The sequence below is a fragment of the Candidatus Arsenophonus phytopathogenicus genome, from assembly GCF_056113345.1.
In genome coordinates this window covers 139,344-158,088 of the sequence record NZ_JBUIOB010000017.1, presented here as the reverse complement: position 1 = coordinate 158,088, position 18,745 = coordinate 139,344, and the positions used below count along the sequence as shown (strand labels likewise).

The window sequence follows — 18,745 nt, the reverse complement described above, 5'->3', positions numbered from 1 at the left end:
ATAAAAAATCATAACTCAATGGTAATAAAGATATTTGGATATCATGAACAGGTAGCCTATCATCTTAAATAAATAGGGTTACGCAGCAAATAGTTACTGATGATTATTTTTTTCAGCAATATTTATATAGCAGAATTGTTGGATTTCATTGCTAACTTTCTATTACTAAGTAATAGTTTTATTATTACGCTGGTTTATCTGTGGCTATCCAGGCAGCACAGAAAAGGGTCAAACGGGCAAAAAAGTAGAAAAAAGCCATAAGACTAATAACTGAACCAAATGCTGCACCTGATGGTGAGCTCGCTAGGTTAGGCAATACCCAAGTCATAATAGATTTGAGTATTTCAAAGCCAATAGCGGCAATTAATGTTCCTTTCAGTAACGAAATACGGCAAAATTGTTGATGAGGTAAGATCCAAAAAATCCACAGGAACAATAGATAATTTGCCATAATTGAGATGGTTAAGCCAACTATTGTCCAAATTGGACGTAACCATTCAATAGCATCAAGATGCAATAGACTAACCAGTGTTGCTTGTGCCGAGCCGGCAATAGAAGTTAATGTAATGGTGATAACTAAGGCAATTAATAAGCCGATAAGAAAAAGAAAATCACGAAGATAGCGAAAAAAAATGGATTCTTTCTCATCTTCGTTTCTTTCCCAAATATCACGAGATTGCGCCAAAATAGCTTGACGAAGGTTATTAACCCAATTAACACCAGAATAAAGTGCAATCGCTAAACCGGTCAAACCGACGGCTGTACGTTGGCGAATAGCAGTATCGATACTTCTTTCCAGCGTTTGGGCTAATGTTGGATCACTAATGCTTTTTGATATGTCACGGATCAATTTTTCCAGTAAATCGGGATTGGAGGCTAATATAAAGCCAGTTGCAGCAAAGGAAAACATAAGGACAGGGATCAAAGAGAGAAAAGAAAAATAGGTAATAGCGGCCCCAAATTGGTTGCCCATACGGTCATTAAAACGTTCTGCCGCGCGGATCAAATGGGCAATAAATGGAATATTACAGATAACATCAACCCACTTCTTTGAATAGGTTAATGCTTTTTTACCACTAACAACGCTTTTGCTCAATGTGTTTTTCACCTTTTTGCTCTCCTTAGGCTGCATGGCTATCATTTGCTCAAAATTATTTTTAAGCATGACCTATTTTTATTTAAATCCGTTTAATTTACTGATGATTTATTTACTTGCTTGCTTTTAATATTTCCTCTGCTTTGTGCAGTTCAATTTTGGCTTGTTGCAGTTTTTGTTGCTGCTTACTAATTTTATTCTTATCTCCTTTTGCTTGTGCCTCTTGCAAGTCAACTTCACGTTCCCTAACTTTTAAGCGTTTTTTCTCAACTTCATTTTTATTTTTTTGATATATAAACTCAGAGCTACAATTATTCTCTAAATTTTTTAAAGCCGTTTTTAACGCATCAATTTTATCTTGATTATTATCTTTTTTAGCATATTCGATTTGGGTCTGTAATGTTTGTTTTTTTTATTTCACACAAATTTATATGTTGGTTAGCAAATACCAGGTTACTACCAAGCATAAATGCAATACAATATATGGATAATGATATTTTTCTCATCGTCTATTCACCTTTTATTGTTAATAGTCTATTTAGCATAATGCTATAAATATGTTATGTCATTATCAGAGTTTAATATTACTATGATAAAATGTGCGGTAATATAAGTATAATAGTGGCTATATTTAGCCCCCGCAAAAACAGTTTTTTACATTAAATGGTAATAAATTTATGTTAAGTTATCGTCACAGTTTTCATGCTGGTAATCACGCAGATGTATTAAAGCATATTGTACAAAGTTTGATTATTGAGTCTCTCAAGGAAAAAGAAACGCCTTTTCTGTATCTTGATACTCATGCTGGAGCTGGTCGCTATCAACTAACAGGTAAGCATGCTGGTAAGACGGAAGAATATCTTGAGGAAATTGCGCGTTTATGGCAACGAGATGATTTGCCTACAGAGTTAGCTGCTTACCTAACAGTAATGACTAAACTGAATGCCAAAGGTGATCTTCACTATTATCCAGGATCGCCATTATTGGCTAAGTTTTTGTTACGCGAGCAGGATAAACTGCTATTGACGGAGTTACACCCTAGTGATTATTCCATACTAAGATCAGAATTTGCCAAAGATAAACGAGCACAAGTTTTACGGCAAGATGGTTTTCAACAATTAAAATCTAAGCTCCCGCCATCAAGCCGTCGAGGCATTATTTTGATTGATCCACCATACGAATTAAAATCAGATTATCAATCAGCGGTTAACGCTGTTTTAGAAGGTTATAAGCGGTTTGCTACTGGAATTTACGCTATTTGGTATCCGGTAGTTTTACGACAGCAAGTTAAGCGAATGATGCACGGACTGCAAAATAGTGGGATCCGTAAAATACTAAAGATTGAGTTAGCAGTACGTCCAGATAGCGATCAGCGAGGAATGACGGCTTCGGGCATGATAATCATTAATCCACCTTGGAAATTAGAACAACAGATGCGTACGTTGTTACCATGGTTACATAAGGTTTTAGTGCCCGAAGGAATAGGTCATACCTGCGTAGAGTGGATTGTGCCGGAATAGATTTTTTATTCCTCATTGTAGTTTGGTGGTTTTTAACGGGTTATTAATAAATAGCCCTAAGAATGTTAGTTAAACTGTAATTTAATTAATAAAATGGAATAAATTAACGATGAATGAGCATTATAATTATATTGCTATTGGTGGTGGTAGCGGTGGAATTGCTTCAATAAATCGTGCTGCTATTTATGGTCAGAAATGTGCGCTTATTGAAGCAAAAGCATTAGGTGGAACTTGTGTTAATGTTGGTTGTGTACCCAAAAAGGTTATGTGGTATGCCGCACAAATTGCAGAAGCGATTCAAGCTTATGGGCCTGATTATGGTTTTAATACGAGTATTAATCAATTTGATTGGCAGAAACTGATCACTAACCGACAAAGCTATATTAATCGTATCCATCAGTCTTATGAACTTGGTTTGAGCACTAACAAAGTTAAGGTAATTAATGGCGTTGCGCGTTTTATTGATGCTCATATCATTGAGGTTAATGGCAGCAGGCTAACCGCAGATCATATTCTAATTGCCACCGGTGGCAGACCTGCTTGGCCTAATATTCCTGGCGCGGAATATGGGATCGATTCAGATGGTTTTTTTCAATTAACATCTTTACCTAAACGAGTCGCAGTTGTTGGTGCTGGTTACATCGCTGTTGAATTGGCTGGCGTATTGAATGCTTTGGGTAGTGGGACCCATTTGTTTGTTCGCCAACATGCTCCTTTGCGTCATTTTGATCCTATGGTGGTTAAATCATTGCTAGTGATCATGAAAAATGAAGGTATAACATTGCATACTGAATCTATCCCTAAAGCTGTGATTAAAAACTTTGATGGTAGTTTAACTTTACAGTTAGAAAATGGCCAAGCTCAAACTGTTGATACATTAATATGGGCAATTGGTCGTGAGCCAATGACAGACAATTTAGCTCTTGATCTGGCTGGTATAGAACGGGATAGCAAAGGTTATATTAAAGTTGATAAATTCCAGAACACTAATATAGAAAGAGTGTATGCAGTCGGTGATAACACCGGAGCGGTCGAATTGACCCCAGTTGCTGTAGCGGCTGGCCGTCGATTATCAGAACGTCTGTTTAATAATAAACCTGATGAGCATTTGGATTATAGCAATATACCTACAATAGTATTTAGTCATCCGCCAATAGGCAGCGTTGGTTTGACTGAACCACAAGCAAAAGAAAAATTTGGCAGTGATAAGATTAAAGTATATCAATCGTCTTTTGTTTCAATGTACACAGCGGTAACCGCTTATCGTCAACCCTGCTGTATGAAGTTGGTTTGTGTTGGTGAAGAAGAGAAAATTGTCGGTATTCACGGTATCGGTTTTGGTATGGATGAAATCTTGCAAGGTTTTGCTGTTGCATTAAAAATGGGAGCTACTAAACAAGATTTTGATAATACCGTGGCTATTCATCCAACGGCGGCAGAAGAATTTGTTACTATGAAATAATCACTGTCTTGTCAGTGGTTATTTTGATTGATAGATTTTTAACCCGTGGATTAGATTATTGGTTAAGGATTATCGGCGGAAAACTAACGCTATTCGATGATTGAGAATATAGCTGAATTTATTGATGGTACTGTTACTTGCCTATCGCAATAGTACCTATTTAATTCATCCAGAACTTACAATAAAAATCTATTATTAATAAAATAGTCTGTTTTATTATTTATTTTTATCATTTGTCTGTTAACCAATTAGCGATATAATCGGCTATCTGTTCAGGAGAGTTAATATCCAATTGCAGAAGTTGGGTAGCTTGTTTGTCATCACTTGCGACTGCTATCACGTGTTGAACCATGATATCCAAGAAAGGGCGATTGGAAGTCGCTCGATATAGCGCAATTTTAGGGATACTTTCTTCTTTAAATCCTTCAACTAAAATTAAATCGGTCTGTTGGGGATCAAATTGATTGGCTAAATAAGCTAAATCAAGAGCGGTATTATTTGATGTCTCTGTCATTAACGCCAACGTTGTTGACAGGCAATTAATGTTTGCTTAGCGCCTGCTTGGCGTAATTGATAGCTATCTTTATTAGGCTTATCAATGTCCATGTCATGATGGGTATGTTTGATAATTCCGACTTGAATATTTTTTTAGTTAGTAGAGGAATAACTTTCTTTAATAGCGTTGTCTTTCCCGTGCCACTATAAGCTGTTATTCCAAGTAGTGGAATAACATTTTATTTGTCATTTATTTGCTGTTGCTCCCATTGATAGCAATCTGCCAACGTATTCAGATTAACAAAATTTTTGTCATAACTGGCAAAATTTACTGCTGAAGAGTTAATTTTTTCCATAAAATACAGCAATTTGTGCTGTTTCTTAATTAAATTTTCTTCTAGTGTTGGGATAACAGAACGATGAAGTAATGCAAAAGTTGGATGGTTAAAGCCAGCGTGCGACATAACTGCCGACATTTTCTTTGCGACCTTGCCAAAGTTTCATCACTAGGTCATCGGGAAATGGCACATCACAAGGTACAAAGACAACCCAAGATGTTTGAGCGGCATAAAGAACTGCTAACATGCCGGCTAGGGGGCCAGCAAAATCGACTATGGTATCAACAATAACAGGATATCCTGCTTGTTGATATTTTGTGATATTTTGTGATATTTTGTGATATTTTGTGATATTTTGTGATATTTCGATTGGCATTAATGAATAGATAATCAACTTGTGGCAACAGTTTTGCAATTGCATATTGGTAAAGTGATTTGCCTGCAATGTGGATCAGCCCTTTATCGCACCCATTCATTCGACGAGCTTGCCCACCTGCTAATATTATGCCAGTGACTACAATTTTGGCCATACCTTATATGTTAAAATCGAGCTTTATCCCTAAATGACTAAAGTTATTAACATAAACATATCTTGAGTTTAAGTCTTTAATTCCCCAGGGATCTTTCTCATGTTTTAAAAATGAGTGCAAGCTACCTAACTCTTTGCTTGATATAGTTTTTCCCATTGGAGTAACCTTTTTATTTTTAAATGGCGAAACCTTTTTTATGAAAAAATAATATCTTTTGCTTTGATTTTTAAGTTTTTATTAAATTTAGTGGCGCAGGGCGCAGCGTTAATTTTTTTACAATAAGATTACGGAAGGACATATTTAAATAGTAATTTGGCCACATTTTAAAGGGATGAATGCTAAATTGTTCAGTAATAATTTGTTTATTTTTTGAATATGATTGAATAGAGGTATTTGATAATGTTTGTGAATTTATTTTAAATTTTGAGGAAATATCTGAAGGGCTCGCACTGTTCTTTTGTAACTTATTACTAACGTTGATGAAACGCCAAATATGCATAAAACTAACAAACATTTTTGATCCCTCATTTTAAAGTGACAATTATCAGTTGGGTATAGATTTGCAGGAGGTAAAACCTCGTTTGTTAGAATTTCCTGACGTAAATATTACTTGAACCGAACCCAATTGTCTTACACGAAACAACAGTTAATTAAAGAATTTATATTTAATTCTCGTATGTAATATCGTTAATGATAGATTTATCATATTTGTTGCACTAAAGAAAAACGCTGATAATTATTATTAGCGTTTTTTTGGTAACAAAAGGTTTATTTTCTCAAAATAGGTTATTTTTAACACAATAGATAGTTAATGCGTTCTCATCAGTATATTGTGCTAAAAATTTGGTGATATTTATTTAATTTAAAGACTTTTTAAGTCATGACAAATAATTGCTATCGCCATCGGTTACTGCTATTGCTAACAACTCGGGAACTTGATAAGGGTGATGAGTTTTAATGTGTGAAAAAACTTTTTCTTGTAAAGTGACATGTGTTTTGATGAACATTTGTATTTCAGTTTGTTGTTCTAGCTCATCTTGCCCGCAATAAAATGAGATAGCTTTTGGTAATATCGTAACGCAAGCAGCGAGTTTTTCGGCAAGCAATTGCTTAGTAATGTTTTTTGCCGTTGCTTCATCGGGTGCTGTACAGAGAATAATGCGAATACCTTCATTATTGCGATCTGAAGTTGCTTCATTTAAATGCTGTTGCATCATGGGTAACCACCTTTATAAAAATGTGATGAAAGGAATTAAAAACGGCTTCTTGAGCGAGTGTTAATTAGTAGAACAAATATGTGAATTTAAAAATTAGTTATATCTAAATTGTGTAGAAAATACATCACAATGAGTTAATTATTTTATATATAGATAATGTATGTTAAAACCGTGATTTTTATTCATTATTGCTAATGCGATATGATCAAAATTAAATTTGTTAAGTTGATTTATTATAAATATGTTTATCTATTAGATAGTTGATATTTTAACTCAATACATAATAGTAACTAATAAAAAAATAATTTTTATGTTAACTGACAAAGTAATGCTTTCTCTAGTAGATAATCCTTGGTAATTTGTATAAATAATTTGTTAGTAAGGTATTGAAAAATGAAATATCATCGGTTAAACGAAGTTATTGAACTGCTGCAACCCTTATGGCAGGAATATCGAGAATTAAATTTGGGCAATTATTGCAAAAATTAGCTGATGAAGCTGGTTTTAAAGGGAATTTATGCGATTTGACTGACGATACTTTGATCTATCATTTAAAAATGCGTAACTCTCCAACGGAAGCCGCGATACCTGGTTTGCAAAAAGATCACGAAGACGATTTCAAAACAGCGCTTTTACGCGCTCGTGGCATCATTAAAGATTAACCTGATAGAGATAATAAAGTGACACAGCAAAGTGCTTTTCATTTCAAAACGATTACCCCCGATTTAATTCATGATGCGTTAATAGAAGTTGGATTATACCCTGATTCAGGGATAATCGAGTTGAATAGTTATGAAAATCGAGTTTACCAGTTTCTAGATGAGCAGCATAAACGTTACGTTGTGAAATTTTATCGACCAACGCGTTGGAATCGGACTCAGATCCAAGAAGAACACGATTTTATGTTGTCTTTGTATGAAGCTGGTTTATCGGTTATTGCTCCTCTATTTTTCGCCGGGCAAACTGTATTGGAGTATCGAGGTTTTTTGTACGTAGTTTTTCCGAGTGTTGGGGGACGGCAATATGAGACTGATAACTTGTTACAGTTGGAAGAGGTAGGTCGATTAATTGGGCGCATTCATCAAATAGGACATCAGCACCATTTTTCTACCAGGCCAACTATTGGAATTGATGAATATTTAATTACTCCTCGTAACATTTTAGCGAATACTCCTTTACTACCCGGTAAATTAAAACAAAATTTTCTATTTGTCCTTGATGAGCTTATTGTTGAAGTAAAAAAGCGTTGGTCGCAACCGCATAGTTATCTTCGCTTACAGGGTGATTGTTATCCTGGTAATATTTTGTGGCGAGATGGCCCTTTTATTGTCGACTTTGATGATGCTCGTAATGGCCCAGCAGTACAAGATTTATGGATGCTTTTAAACGGCGAACGTCGGGAACAACGAATTCAACTTGAAATATTATTAGAAGCTTATACTGAGCATACGCATTTTGATAATGAACAGTTTGCACTGATTGAGCCTTTACGAGCAATGAGAATGATTCATTATTTATCATGGATTGTTCGGCGTTGGGAAGATCCGGCTTTTCCGCGAGCTTTTCCTTGGATGATTGAATATGATTTTTGGCGTAAACAGCAGTTACTTTTTTCTGAACAGATCAATGCGCTAAATGAGCAGCCTTTGCAACCCGGTTTAATATATTAATAAATGGAAAATATTTTTGGAGAATGAGTAATATGAATAAATTTTGGTTAGCTTTAATAGGGTTAGTACTGTCTTATGGTGTTTCTGCCGCTAATTACGCGGAGGGTACTGAATTTATCAAAATAGAAAAAGCGGTACAAAATGCGCCTCGCGTCGTAGAGTTTTTTTCTTTTTACTGTCCACATTGTTATCAATTTGAATCCATCTATCATGTATCCCAAACCGTAGCAAAAAATTTACCTAAAGACATTAAAATGGAACGCTACCATGTTGATTTTTTGGGGCCATTAGGCGCTGAATTAACAAAAGCTTGGACGGTAGCAATGGTGTTGAAGGTTGAAGATAAAGTGTCACCATTGTTGTTTGAAGGGATCCAAAAGACAGAATCGATAAATACCCCTGCTGATATTAAAGCTGTGTTCATTAAAGCTGGTGTCAAAAGTGAAGAATATGATGCAGCGCTAAATAGTTTTGTCGTTAAATCGTTGGTTGTAAAACAACAGCAAGCAGTGGAAGAGTTTCAATTACGTGGTGTGCCGGCTATTTTTGTTAATGGTAGATATATGATACGTAACAATGGCATCACGATTGAAGATGTCAATAATTATGCTAAAGCTTATTCTGATGTTGTAAACTTTTTAATTAGTAAATAAGTAAGCCTTTTTTCCACTTTTTTTTTAAATAGCGCCATGTTGTACCAACGGTTTAACATATTGGTACAACAGCGGATTTTTCCTATTTTTTGACATATTATTCTGTAATATCCACAAAAAAATGTTAACCGACAGAAATAGCCGCGCGATATTATTTTTATCCGTAACGTCTTGATTATCATTTAATATTGTTTTCTAAGCTAAATCTGTTGAACTATTGAATATAGTATAATAAGAAGATTTACACACAAGTTTATCCACAGGATGTTCTAGTGCTATAAGCGGTGGAAAAGTGACAAATTGAAAATAAATTCAGGCAAAATTCGTCTCTCTCGCATGAGTGTGGCATTCTATCACTATTAATTATTTTGATGATGAAAAAGACTATGGCTCAAATTGCAGAAAACCCATTTATCCTAGTTGATGGCTCCTTTTGCCTTTACCGTGCATATCATGCTTTTCCCCCATTAACCAACAGTGCAGGGGAGCCAACCGGTGCTATGTATGGTGTTCTTAACATGTTGCGTAGTTTAATTATGCAATATCAGCCGAGTCATATTGCGGTAGTATTTGATGCTAAAGGAAAAAATTTTCGGGATGAATTATTTGAGCAATATAAATCTCAACGACCACCAATGCCCGATGATTTGCGTGAACAGATAGCGCCGCTACATGAAATGGTTGCTGCCATGGGGCTTCCTTTATTGGTTGTTGCTGGTGTCGAAGCAGATGATGTAATAGGGACATTAGCTTTACAGGCTAGTAAGAAAGGATTGCCTGTACTAATCAGTACAGGAGATAAAGACATGGCTCAATTAGTGACCGCTGATATAACACTCATTAATACCATGACAAACACTATCTTAGGGCCAACAGAGGTTGTTGATAAATATGGTGTGCCACCTGAGTTGATGATTGATTTTCTCGCGTTGATGGGAGATTCATCCGATAATATTCCTGGTGTACCAGGTGTAGGAGAAAAAACGGCATTAGCTTTATTGCAAGGAATTGGCGATCTGGCAACGATTTATAATGATTTGTCTGCAATTACTCCGTTAGGGTTTCGTGGCTCGAAAACATTAGCAGAAAAAATGGCACAACATAAAGACATTGCTTTTTTATCTTATAAATTAGCCACAATTAAGACTAATGTTGATTTAACTACAGATTATGATGAACTGGTTATGCAGGCGCCTGATATTGAAAAGTTACATGCGCTTTTTAGTCATTACGAATTTAAGCGTTGGTTAGCTGATTTACAAAATGGTAGTTGGCTAACGAAAAAAACAGCTAAATCTGCAACCTCTATTTCAGATAACAATAGCGATATTTCTTTAGCTAAAGAGCCTGCAGCCGTACTATCAACAGAGCATTATCAAACGATATTGACCAAAGCTGATTTGATGCAATGGGTTGAAAAATTGCAATCGGCAAAGCGTTTTGCCTTTGATACTGAAACTGACAGCCTTGATATACTATCGATAAATTTGGTTGGGCTCTCTTTTGCCATTGAAGAAGGTAAAGCTGCTTATCTTCCGCTGGGGCATGATTATCTTGATGCGCCACAACAATTACCTTTAGATGAGGTGTTAGCGGCGATAAAACCGGTATTAATTGACCAAAATATTCAAAAGATTGGTCAGAATTTAAAATTCGATTACAGCGTGATGGCCAATTATGATATTGAATTAAAGAATATGGCCTTTGATACAATGCTGGAATCTTATATATTAAATAGTGTTGCCGGACTTGGTCGTCATGATATGGATAGTTTGGCGCAACGGCATCTCAATCATAAAACCATAACTTTTGAAGAGATTGCCGGCAAAGGAAAAAATCAGTTAACATTCAATCAAATCGCACTTGAGCAAGCGTCAACTTATGCAGCCGAAGATGCCGACGTCACATTATTATTACACCAAACGCTTTGGCCTCAACTTGAGGCAGAGCCTAAATTAAAAGAAGTTTTTCAACAGATAGAAATGCCGTTAGTACCGGTTTTAGCCCGTATGGAGCGGGTTGGGGTGCTTATCGATGCAAATAAGCTGGCTAAGCAATCTCAGGAGATAGCAAGCCGATTAATGGAAATTGAAAAAGAAGCTTATGCTATCGCTGAACAAGAATTTAATTTGGCATCACCTAAACAATTACAAGCTATTTTGTTTGAAAAACTTCAACTGCCAGTGGTGAAGAAAACCCCTAGTGGGGCACCTTCCACTAATGAGGAAGTTCTAGAAGAGCTGGCCTTTAGTCATGAGCTACCAAAAATTATTCTGCAACACCGTAGCTTATCAAAATTGAAATCGACTTATACCGATAAACTACCCATGATGATCCATCCAAAAACGAAACGGGTACATACTTCCTATCATCAGGCAGTAACAGCGACTGGTAGACTCTCTTCCCGTGATCCTAATTTACAAAATATTCCAGTTAGGACTGAGGAAGGGCGAAGGATCCGTCAAGCGTTTATCGCTCGCGAAGGTTATAAAATTGTAGCCGCAGATTATTCGCAAATTGAATTGCGTATTATGGCCCATCTTTCGCAGGATAAAGGATTGCTTGATGCTTTTGCCGAAGGACAAGATATTCATAGAGCAACAGCGGCAGAGGTTTTTGGGGTATTGTTGACCGATGTGAATAGTGAGCAGCGCCGTAGCGCAAAAGCAATTAATTTTGGTTTAATTTATGGTATGAGCGCTTTTGGGCTGTCCCGTCAGTTAGGAATTACTCGTGGCCAGGCACAGCATTATATGGATCGTTATTTTGAGCGCTATCCTGGTGTTTTAAGTTATATGGAACGTACCCGCAAGCAAGCTGCGGAGCATGATTATGTCGAAACGCTAGCAGGACGCCGACTCTATTTGCCCGATATTAATTCCCGCAATGCAATGCGACGTAAAGCATCTGAACGTGAAGCCATTAATGCACCAATGCAAGGAACGGCAGCAGATATTATAAAAAAAGCGATGATCACATTAGATAAATGGATTGAAACGGTAAAGCCTGATCTCTATATGTTGATGCAAGTACACGATGAATTAGTTTTTGAAGTAAAAGCGTCTGCTGTTGAGCGGTCACAACAAAAAATCCGTCAGTTAATGGAATACAGTATGCAATTAACCGTTCCACTAAAAGTTGATATTGGTATTGGTGATAATTGGGATGAAGCACATTAAAAAGAAAAAGCGGCATTTATGCTAATTGTCGATAAGAATTTTAAGTAAACTAACTTATTTTACTCGAGACAAAATGACGTAGTAGATAATAACTTACTTTTGTTAGGATGATCGACCAAACTGTTTTAGTAAACTAGGCAGTCTTTATCACTAAAAATATATAGTTTTTGCTAATTATGTGCCAAAGTTATCAAGCAATTAGTTTTTATTACATAAAGTTATTTTATGACTTAAATTCAATCGAAAAAAATAACAAAAAACTTTTTTTATTCGCGAAATAAAGTAAAGTAATTGACGTAGGGTACAGAGGTAAGATGTTCTATTTTTAAAATCTATTACTTTATGTAATAAGATAAGCTAATTATTAAGCTGCTCTAGTCAAATAATTGACTGGAGCATTTTTTTATTTGTTTTTAAGAAAATGTGACAGTAGTGATAGATAAAGCCCTCTAATTATCCATCATGTAGACTAATTATGCTCAGAATGGTGCTCATTGAACCATTAACCATTCATCTAATTTAAGTTGTAATTTATCGATACCTATTTTTTTCAATGAAGAAAAGGTTTCAACTTGTATATTACCCGCCACTGTTTTTAATCTATTACGTACTGCTATGATTTGAGCTTTTTGTTTATTGGGTACTAGTTTGTCTGCTTTGGTTAGCAATACCAATATCGGGATATTCATTGCTACAGACCATTCAATCATTTGTATATCCATATCTTTTAATGGATGACGAATGTCCATTAATATTATCAATCCTTTTAAACATGTTCTTTTTTGTAAATATTCACTTAATGCTTGTTGCCATTGGCGTTTAAACGATTTAGGGACTTCTGCATAGCCGTAGCCAGGTAAATCAACCAGCCTAATACCCTCTGCAACTTCGAACAAATTGATTAGCTGTGTTCTGCCAGGTGTTTTACTGGTACGGGCTAGATTTTTTTGTTGGGTAAGTGCATTTAATGCACTGGATTTACCGGCGTTAGAACGTCCAGCGAAGGCAATTTCTATACCATGATCGTTTGGTAAATGGCGAATATCAGGTGCGCTTGTGACAAATTTTGTCTGGTGATAATTATAATTTTTGTTTGTCATCATTGTTTCTCGCTGATTTCGGCTTAAATTAGAGAAATTATACCTTTAAGAGGATAAATTAAGATAGTGATAGCTACATGAAAGATAGATTATTATGTGTTAATGAATTTTATTAAAAATAACATTTTTTACATAAGAAAAAAAATATGGAATGTGACAGAATAGATCCTATTATTTAATTAGGTCAATTTAGGCCAGTTATGTATTTTTACTTAGTATAATGACCTGACGGTACTAAATTTTAGCTTACATTTTCATCTAAAATATAATTAAAAGGAACTTGAATGTTAAAACGTTTTTTTGTGCCGCTACTGGTAGCGTATATGGTTAGTATTTCTTCATTTGCTGTTGTAGTAGGAGATACTATCGTTAAATTAGTGACTTCGGAAGGTGAGATCGAATTTGAATTAAATAATAAAGCAGCTCCTATAACAACGGAGAATTTCATTCAGTATGTAAAAGCAGGTTACTATCAAAATACTATTTTCCATCGTGTGATCCCAGGTTTTATGATTCAAGGTGGTGGTTTTATTAGTGATTTGCAACCTCAATTAAATATTCGCTCGTCAATCAAAAATGAAGCTGATAATGGGTTACGTAATTTACGTGGAACCATTGCAATGGCGCGTACAACAGCTAAGGATAGTGCTACTAGCCAATTTTTTATCAACATAGCAGATAATGCATTCTTAGATCATGGCCAACGTGATTTTGGTTATGCTGTTTTTGGTAAAGTGATTAAAGGAATGGATGTTGTTGACAAAATTTCGAAAGTAAAAACAAAAGATATTGGTCCTTACCAAAATGTGCCAACTCAAGAAATAAAAATTATTTCTGCCAGTATTGAATAAGTTATCTAATAGCAGGAAATATTTTTCTGCTATTAAATTTAACATACCTACCGATATTTAATTACAATAAGAAAACTAAAATAATTTACCTGTCTTTATCTTGCTATTAATGGCAGGACTTTACTTTATAATAAAACAAAATTTCCATCAATCAATTTATTAATTTATATCGTTATCTTGTTGTTAATGAGGAATTATTGTTTGAGTAAGCTATTACCTAGTTGTCAGAAATTAATAGAAAATATTGTTGAGCCGAAAATAGAATATAAAAATAATCAATTTTCAGACTTACAGAATATGGCGCCTATGTCTACTTATTTTTTGGATGAGAAAATTGAATATATTCCGGGCAAAATGGTTCGATTTTCTGAAAAAACACAAGCGCTTATTATAAGTTCACTTACATTGAGTCGGGCATTGGAAACATTAGAAATTGATGGTTGGAAATTAGTTGTAGCGCAACGGGAGCAAGGAACCGCTACCGATTTACGACGGAAAACTGTATTTATTTCAAATCGAGTATTGAATCATCCTAATTTGACTATTCAAGCGTTATCCCATGAAATTGGGCATATTTTTTATGCAGCAAAGCCAAATATAAAATCTAAATCAAATTTTGTTTCTCATTTTTTAGCCAGTGAAGGTGCTGAGACGATTAAAAATATTGAGATCCAACGAGAAATTATTAATCACATGGCAGTGGATATTGGAATTATGGCAAATCCAAGAAATATAGAATGTTATAATGAAGTCTATGATAATTATCTTATTGATAACAAATTTGATGAAGCAACTAAATATATTGGTGAAATTTATCGAAATAACATCAAATAATTTAAAACCTTATGGTCAATATTATCACGAAGTTTATAATAGTTTATAGTAATCCTTTATCATTATTCTCATTTATAATTATTGTGTTTATTTATTAAAACGAAACATTTTGATTGATTTTTGTAAGCCATTTTTTTCTACGGTTATGGTATGATAGCTCACGTTATTGTTATGGTATAATAATCAGTACAATTTGCCTTAATAATAAAGTTCATAATTAAGGAATTATTACTATAAAAATCATTTGGATAGCTAGTTATGCTTTTGATAATTGATAACTATGATTCGTTTACCTATAACCTTTATCAATATCTGTGTGAGTTAGGAGTTGATGTTGTAGTTAAACGTAATGATGCAATAACTATCTCGGAGATAGAAACATTAGCGCCGACACATTTAGTTATTTCACCGGGTCCATGTACACCTAATGAGGCGGGTGTTTCACTAAATACAATTTCATATTTTGCCGGTAAGATCCCAATTTTGGGGGTTTGCCTTGGTCACCAGGCGATTGGTCAGGCTTTTGGTGCTTCAATTGTCAAAGCGAGAGAAGTAATGCATGGCAAGGTATCTGCAATTCATCATAACCAGCAAGGTATTTTTAAAGGATTAAATCGTCCATTACAGGTTACTCGTTACCATTCTTTGGTGATTGTTGCTGGAACTTTACCCGCTACCTTTGAAGTTACTGCCTGGACGCTACATGATGGAAATATTGATGAAATTATGGGTATTCGGCATAAAACACTACCTATTGAGGGCGTCCAATTCCATCCAGAAAGCATCTTGAGTGAGCAAGGACATGAGTTATTAAATAATTTTCTAAAGTATTAATTTATTACAAATTAGATCATGTCTGGCTATTTATTTCAATGATAAGTATAACTATCAACGTTGGAAAAATAGTTTTATTTTGCTTGAAATGTAAATCTCAATAGGTGAAAAGCAGTATATAGAAAGTAAATATGTTTTTTGTATTTATCATCGATACAGGACTACTATTAAACATAATAAAAGAAATTTTTGTTAAATTTTTTATTATCAAAAAATGGTACAAAGATGATAATTTGTAAACGCATTTATGCGGATAAAACCGGTAATGATGGCTATCGGGTATTGGTTGATAGGATATGGCCAAGAGGTATTAAAAAAACAAGATCTTCGCTATGATGAATGGAATAAAAATGTTGCTCCATCAAATGATTTAAGAAAATGGTTTCATAAATATCCAGCAAATTTTACTCAATTTAAGCGACTTTATTTTGAAGAATTAGAAAATAATCCCTGATAGTTGGCAACATTTATTGCTTAAAGTAAAATGGGACTGTTTGATACTTCTTTTTTCTAACAAAGACGAAGATCATAATAATGCGGTAGTATTAAAATCGTTTTTGGAAAATAAACTTAATAAGGTTTGATTATTATACTCTGACTATCTAGTAAATTTTATGATAGATAGTTCGGTTATTTTTAATTTCAAATATCATATTAAAGTTGTATCATTATTCAGCTATTCGATTTTTTATTACTATTGTAATTATATATTCATAATTTAATTGTATATTAATAACAATAAATAAGTTTGTAAAACCAATACACTACATAAAAGTAGGTACTGGTTTATAGAATATTAACGTGTACCGTAAACGACAATGGTTTTACCGTGAGCAGAAATCAGATTTTGATCTTCTAGCATTTTTAGGATACGTCCCACTGTTTCACGTGAGCATCCTACTATTTGACCTATCTCTTGGCGAGTTATTTTAATTTGCATTCCATCTGGATGCGTCATCGCGTCAGGTTGTTTTGCTAAATTTAATAATGTTTGCGCAATACGGCCTGTAACATCCAAAAAAGCTAGATTACCGACTTTTTCAGAAGTTGTTTGTAAGCGTTTAGCCATTTGTGCTGATAATCGCATCAAAATATCTGGATTTATCTGTATTAATTGGCGAAATTTTTTATAAGAGATTTCAGCGACTTCACAGGCGCTTTTAGCTCTAACCCAAGCTGTTCGCTCTTGCCCTTCCTCAAATAATCCAAGTTCACCAATAAAGTCCCCCTGATTCAGATAGGAAAGGATCATCTCTTTTCCTTCTTCATCTTTAATCAAAACAGCAACAGAACCTTTTACAATATAATAAAGTGTTTCTGCTTTTTCGCCCTGATGAATAAGAGTGCTTTTGGATGGATATTTGTGAATATGGCAGTGTGACAAAAACCATTCAAGAGTCGGGTTTGTGTGTGGTTTGCCGAAAACCATTCGCTTAATCCTCTAATGTTATTGCAGCCTAAATATGAAAATACCAATCTTGATAAGGCTGGCTTATCTTATAAAATTCTAACATAGCATACTAACTTGTTTAGTTTGGAAAAGTTAATATTAACTATAGGGTATATTGATTCGGAATTTTTGGTATTGATCTTAACCATACTATAAATGTGCTTTTGCTTTGTAGCATAATAAAAGCATCCTGTCTCTACTGTCTCGATTCAGTCATGTTGTATAGACCAAATAATCCATATTTTAGCAATAAGTTGATTAGTTTTATTGTGTTTATTAATAAGTATGACAAAGTAAATATTACATTTGAAAATTAAACCGAAATAATAATATATTATTTCATAAGTTATCAAATTATAGCAAAAATAAATATTAACATTATAATATAATTACGTTATTAAATAATTTACCAGAAAATATTACCGCGATTATTATGATATACGGAAAAGATAATTTTATGCATAGTTTGAACTTTAAAATGGTTATAAGAATAAAAAATTGATATAAGTAAAAATATAATGCTGTGTTGTTAGCTTATTTTATGGATAATTTTTTTATTAGTGACAAGCTTTTTTACTAATGGGGTCATAATTAACTCCAATGCTAAACCTAGTTTGCCACCTGGAATAACCAATGTGTTCATTGAAGAAATAAATGAATTGTGTAGCATGGATAAAAGATAGGGAAAATCGATCCGGGTCAGACCATTAAATCGGATCACTATAAAACTTTCATCTGGTGAAGGAATCGCTTTAGCGGCAAAGGGGTTAGAGGTATCAACGGTTGGAACACGTTGAAAGTTGATATGGGTGCGAGAAAATTGTGGGGTGATATATTTAATGTAATCTCCCATTGAGCGGATAACTGAATCCATCACAGCTTCTCTTGAATGACCCCGTTCTTATGTATCACGAATTAGTTTCTGGATTCATTCAAGATTAACAATAGGCACGACACCGACTAACAAATCTACATGTTTAGCCACATTATATTTTGATGTTACAACCCCACCATGTAACCTTTCATAAAATAGTATATTGGTATTTTTAGGTAATGCTTCCCATGGTGTAAAAGTCCCAGGTTGAAGATTGTAAGGGACGGCTTCATCGTAGGTGTGCAAATAGCGCCGGCGTTTTCCTATCCCTTTTCTCCATACTCGATCAAACTTTGTTCAAGCAGACCAAAATCATTGGATTCAGGTCCAAAATAACTAATATGACGATTCTGTTCTTTAGCTTTAAGAATAGCAACATCCATTTCAGGGCGAGTATAACGATGAAAGCTATCACCTTCAATGGTTGCTGCCGAAAGCTTTAACTGAGTAAAGGTTTTTTGAAATGTAAGGCTGGTGGTGCTGGCGCCTGTTACTGGAATGATCGGATGATTAGCTGACATAATAAGTGGCTTCCATTACGCATTCAGATAACACAATATTTTAACAAATTAATTACAATAACGTAAAATTTATTTTTATATAGCGATGTATACAGTTATTTAAGAATGTAATTGTGTTTTT

At 34.5% G+C, this 18,745-nt stretch carries 13 protein-coding genes and 6 pseudogenes; 10 read left to right on the top strand and 9 right to left on the bottom strand.

Annotation, left to right across the window (positions count from 1 at the left end):
- Nucleotides 1–184: 184 nt before the first annotated feature.
- Entirely contained in the window at nucleotides 185–1,132 is a 948-nt protein-coding gene (gene yhjD, locus AC01GB_RS04075; RefSeq protein ID WP_474452320.1) for an inner membrane protein YhjD, read from the bottom strand.
- Nucleotides 1,133–1,208: 76 nt separating this feature from the next.
- Nucleotides 1,209–1,496 (bottom strand): annotated as a pseudogene (locus AC01GB_RS04070) (DUF1090 family protein); the annotation flags it as partial.
- A gap of 277 nt (nucleotides 1,497–1,773) precedes the next feature.
- Between AC01GB_RS04070 and AC01GB_RS04065 the strand changes: the two are divergent.
- Nucleotides 1,774–2,616, top strand: a complete 843-nt coding sequence (locus AC01GB_RS04065; RefSeq protein WP_474450625.1) for a 23S rRNA (adenine(2030)-N(6))-methyltransferase RlmJ — start codon at nucleotides 1,774–1,776, stop codon at nucleotides 2,614–2,616.
- Between the two features lie 109 nt (nucleotides 2,617–2,725).
- Nucleotides 2,726–4,078 (top strand): glutathione-disulfide reductase, encoded by a 1,353-nt coding sequence (gorA, locus tag AC01GB_RS04060; RefSeq protein ID WP_474450623.1) that lies wholly within the window; start codon nucleotides 2,726–2,728, stop codon nucleotides 4,076–4,078.
- A gap of 229 nt (nucleotides 4,079–4,307) precedes the next feature.
- Here gorA and mobB read toward each other — a convergent pair.
- The 4 genes and pseudogenes from mobB to cutA all read right to left on the bottom strand — a co-directional run bounded on the left by mobB (nucleotide 4,308) and on the right by cutA (nucleotide 6,658).
- A pseudogene (mobB, locus tag AC01GB_RS04055) lies at nucleotides 4,308–4,806 on the bottom strand (molybdopterin-guanine dinucleotide biosynthesis protein MobB).
- A gap of 6 nt (nucleotides 4,807–4,812) precedes the next feature.
- A pseudogene (gene mobA / locus AC01GB_RS04050) lies at nucleotides 4,813–5,441 on the bottom strand (molybdenum cofactor guanylyltransferase MobA).
- Nucleotides 5,442–5,667: 226 nt separating this feature from the next.
- On the bottom strand, nucleotides 5,668–5,940 hold the full coding sequence (locus tag AC01GB_RS04045) for a helix-turn-helix domain-containing protein (RefSeq protein WP_474452319.1): 273 nt from the start codon (nucleotides 5,938–5,940) through the stop codon (nucleotides 5,668–5,670).
- A gap of 379 nt (nucleotides 5,941–6,319) precedes the next feature.
- Nucleotides 6,320–6,658, bottom strand: coding sequence for a divalent cation tolerance protein CutA (gene cutA / locus AC01GB_RS04040; RefSeq protein WP_474450621.1), 339 nt, complete (start codon nucleotides 6,656–6,658; stop codon nucleotides 6,320–6,322).
- A gap of 393 nt (nucleotides 6,659–7,051) precedes the next feature.
- Between cutA and AC01GB_RS04035 the strand changes: the two are divergent.
- The 4 genes and pseudogenes from AC01GB_RS04035 to polA all read left to right on the top strand — a co-directional run bounded on the left by AC01GB_RS04035 (nucleotide 7,052) and on the right by polA (nucleotide 12,160).
- A pseudogene (locus tag AC01GB_RS04035) lies at nucleotides 7,052–7,320 on the top strand (YihD family protein).
- Between the two features lie 18 nt (nucleotides 7,321–7,338).
- Nucleotides 7,339–8,328: a serine/threonine protein kinase gene (locus tag AC01GB_RS04030; protein ID WP_474450619.1), complete on the top strand. Its 990-nt coding sequence runs from the start codon at nucleotides 7,339–7,341 to the stop codon at nucleotides 8,326–8,328.
- 32 nt (nucleotides 8,329–8,360) lie between these two features.
- Nucleotides 8,361–8,981, top strand: a complete 621-nt coding sequence (gene dsbA, locus AC01GB_RS04025) for a thiol:disulfide interchange protein DsbA (protein ID WP_474450617.1) — start codon at nucleotides 8,361–8,363, stop codon at nucleotides 8,979–8,981.
- Between the two features lie 386 nt (nucleotides 8,982–9,367).
- Nucleotides 9,368–12,160 carry a DNA polymerase I gene (polA, locus tag AC01GB_RS04020; RefSeq protein ID WP_474450615.1) on the top strand — a complete coding sequence of 931 codons (2,793 nt, stop codon included), beginning with the start codon at nucleotides 9,368–9,370 and terminating at the stop codon, nucleotides 12,158–12,160.
- Between the two features lie 491 nt (nucleotides 12,161–12,651).
- Here the strand turns inward: polA and yihA are convergent, their stop codons facing one another.
- Nucleotides 12,652–13,260 carry a ribosome biogenesis GTP-binding protein YihA/YsxC gene (yihA, locus tag AC01GB_RS04015; protein WP_474452318.1) on the bottom strand — a complete coding sequence of 203 codons (609 nt, stop codon included), beginning with the start codon at nucleotides 13,258–13,260 and terminating at the stop codon, nucleotides 12,652–12,654.
- A 284-nt stretch (nucleotides 13,261–13,544) separates the two neighbouring features.
- Here yihA and AC01GB_RS04010 point away from each other — a divergent pair, with 284 nt between their 5' ends.
- From AC01GB_RS04010 to AC01GB_RS03995, 4 genes and pseudogenes are all read left to right on the top strand, one after another.
- Nucleotides 13,545–14,111 carry a peptidylprolyl isomerase gene (locus tag AC01GB_RS04010; protein ID WP_474450613.1) on the top strand — a complete coding sequence of 189 codons (567 nt, stop codon included), beginning with the start codon at nucleotides 13,545–13,547 and terminating at the stop codon, nucleotides 14,109–14,111.
- A 201-nt stretch (nucleotides 14,112–14,312) separates the two neighbouring features.
- Nucleotides 14,313–14,945, top strand: coding sequence for a hypothetical protein (locus tag AC01GB_RS04005; RefSeq protein ID WP_474450612.1), 633 nt, complete (start codon nucleotides 14,313–14,315; stop codon nucleotides 14,943–14,945).
- Nucleotides 14,946–15,203: 258 nt separating this feature from the next.
- Nucleotides 15,204–15,779 (top strand): aminodeoxychorismate synthase component II, encoded by a 576-nt coding sequence (locus AC01GB_RS04000; protein ID WP_474450610.1) that lies wholly within the window; start codon nucleotides 15,204–15,206, stop codon nucleotides 15,777–15,779.
- A 225-nt stretch (nucleotides 15,780–16,004) separates the two neighbouring features.
- Nucleotides 16,005–16,363, top strand: a pseudogene (locus AC01GB_RS03995) (DUF488 domain-containing protein).
- 212 nt (nucleotides 16,364–16,575) lie between these two features.
- On the opposite strand, the gene crp reads toward AC01GB_RS03995, so the two are convergent.
- Together crp and AC01GB_RS03985 are read right to left on the bottom strand one after the other, a co-directional pair.
- Nucleotides 16,576–17,208, bottom strand: coding sequence for a cAMP-activated global transcriptional regulator CRP (gene crp / locus AC01GB_RS03990; protein WP_474450607.1), 633 nt, complete (start codon nucleotides 17,206–17,208; stop codon nucleotides 16,576–16,578).
- 550 nt (nucleotides 17,209–17,758) lie between these two features.
- Nucleotides 17,759–18,624, bottom strand: a pseudogene (locus AC01GB_RS03985) (phosphoribulokinase).
- Nucleotides 18,625–18,745 lie beyond the last annotated feature (121 nt).

What these genes read in the sequence shown, in the direction of transcription:
- yhjD (WP_474452320.1), bottom strand. Translation starts at nt 1,132, where the DNA reads ATGCAGCCTAAGGAGAGCAAAAAGGTGAAAAACACATTGAGCAAAAGC.
- AC01GB_RS04065 (WP_474450625.1), top strand. Translation starts at nt 1,774, where the DNA reads ATGTTAAGTTATCGTCACAGTTTTCATGCTGGTAATCACGCAGATGTA.
- gorA (WP_474450623.1), top strand. Translation starts at nt 2,726, where the DNA reads ATGAATGAGCATTATAATTATATTGCTATTGGTGGTGGTAGCGGTGGA.
- AC01GB_RS04045 (WP_474452319.1), bottom strand. Translation starts at nt 5,940, where the DNA reads ATGCATATTTGGCGTTTCATCAACGTTAGTAATAAGTTACAAAAGAAC.
- cutA (WP_474450621.1), bottom strand. Translation starts at nt 6,658, where the DNA reads ATGATGCAACAGCATTTAAATGAAGCAACTTCAGATCGCAATAATGAA.
- dsbA (WP_474450617.1), top strand. Translation starts at nt 8,361, where the DNA reads ATGAATAAATTTTGGTTAGCTTTAATAGGGTTAGTACTGTCTTATGGT.
- polA (WP_474450615.1), top strand. Translation starts at nt 9,368, where the DNA reads ATGGCTCAAATTGCAGAAAACCCATTTATCCTAGTTGATGGCTCCTTT.
- yihA (WP_474452318.1), bottom strand. Translation starts at nt 13,260, where the DNA reads ATGACAAACAAAAATTATAATTATCACCAGACAAAATTTGTCACAAGC.
- AC01GB_RS04010 (WP_474450613.1), top strand. Translation starts at nt 13,545, where the DNA reads ATGTTAAAACGTTTTTTTGTGCCGCTACTGGTAGCGTATATGGTTAGT.
- AC01GB_RS04000 (WP_474450610.1), top strand. Translation starts at nt 15,204, where the DNA reads ATGCTTTTGATAATTGATAACTATGATTCGTTTACCTATAACCTTTAT.
- crp (WP_474450607.1), bottom strand. Translation starts at nt 17,208, where the DNA reads ATGGTTTTCGGCAAACCACACACAAACCCGACTCTTGAATGGTTTTTG.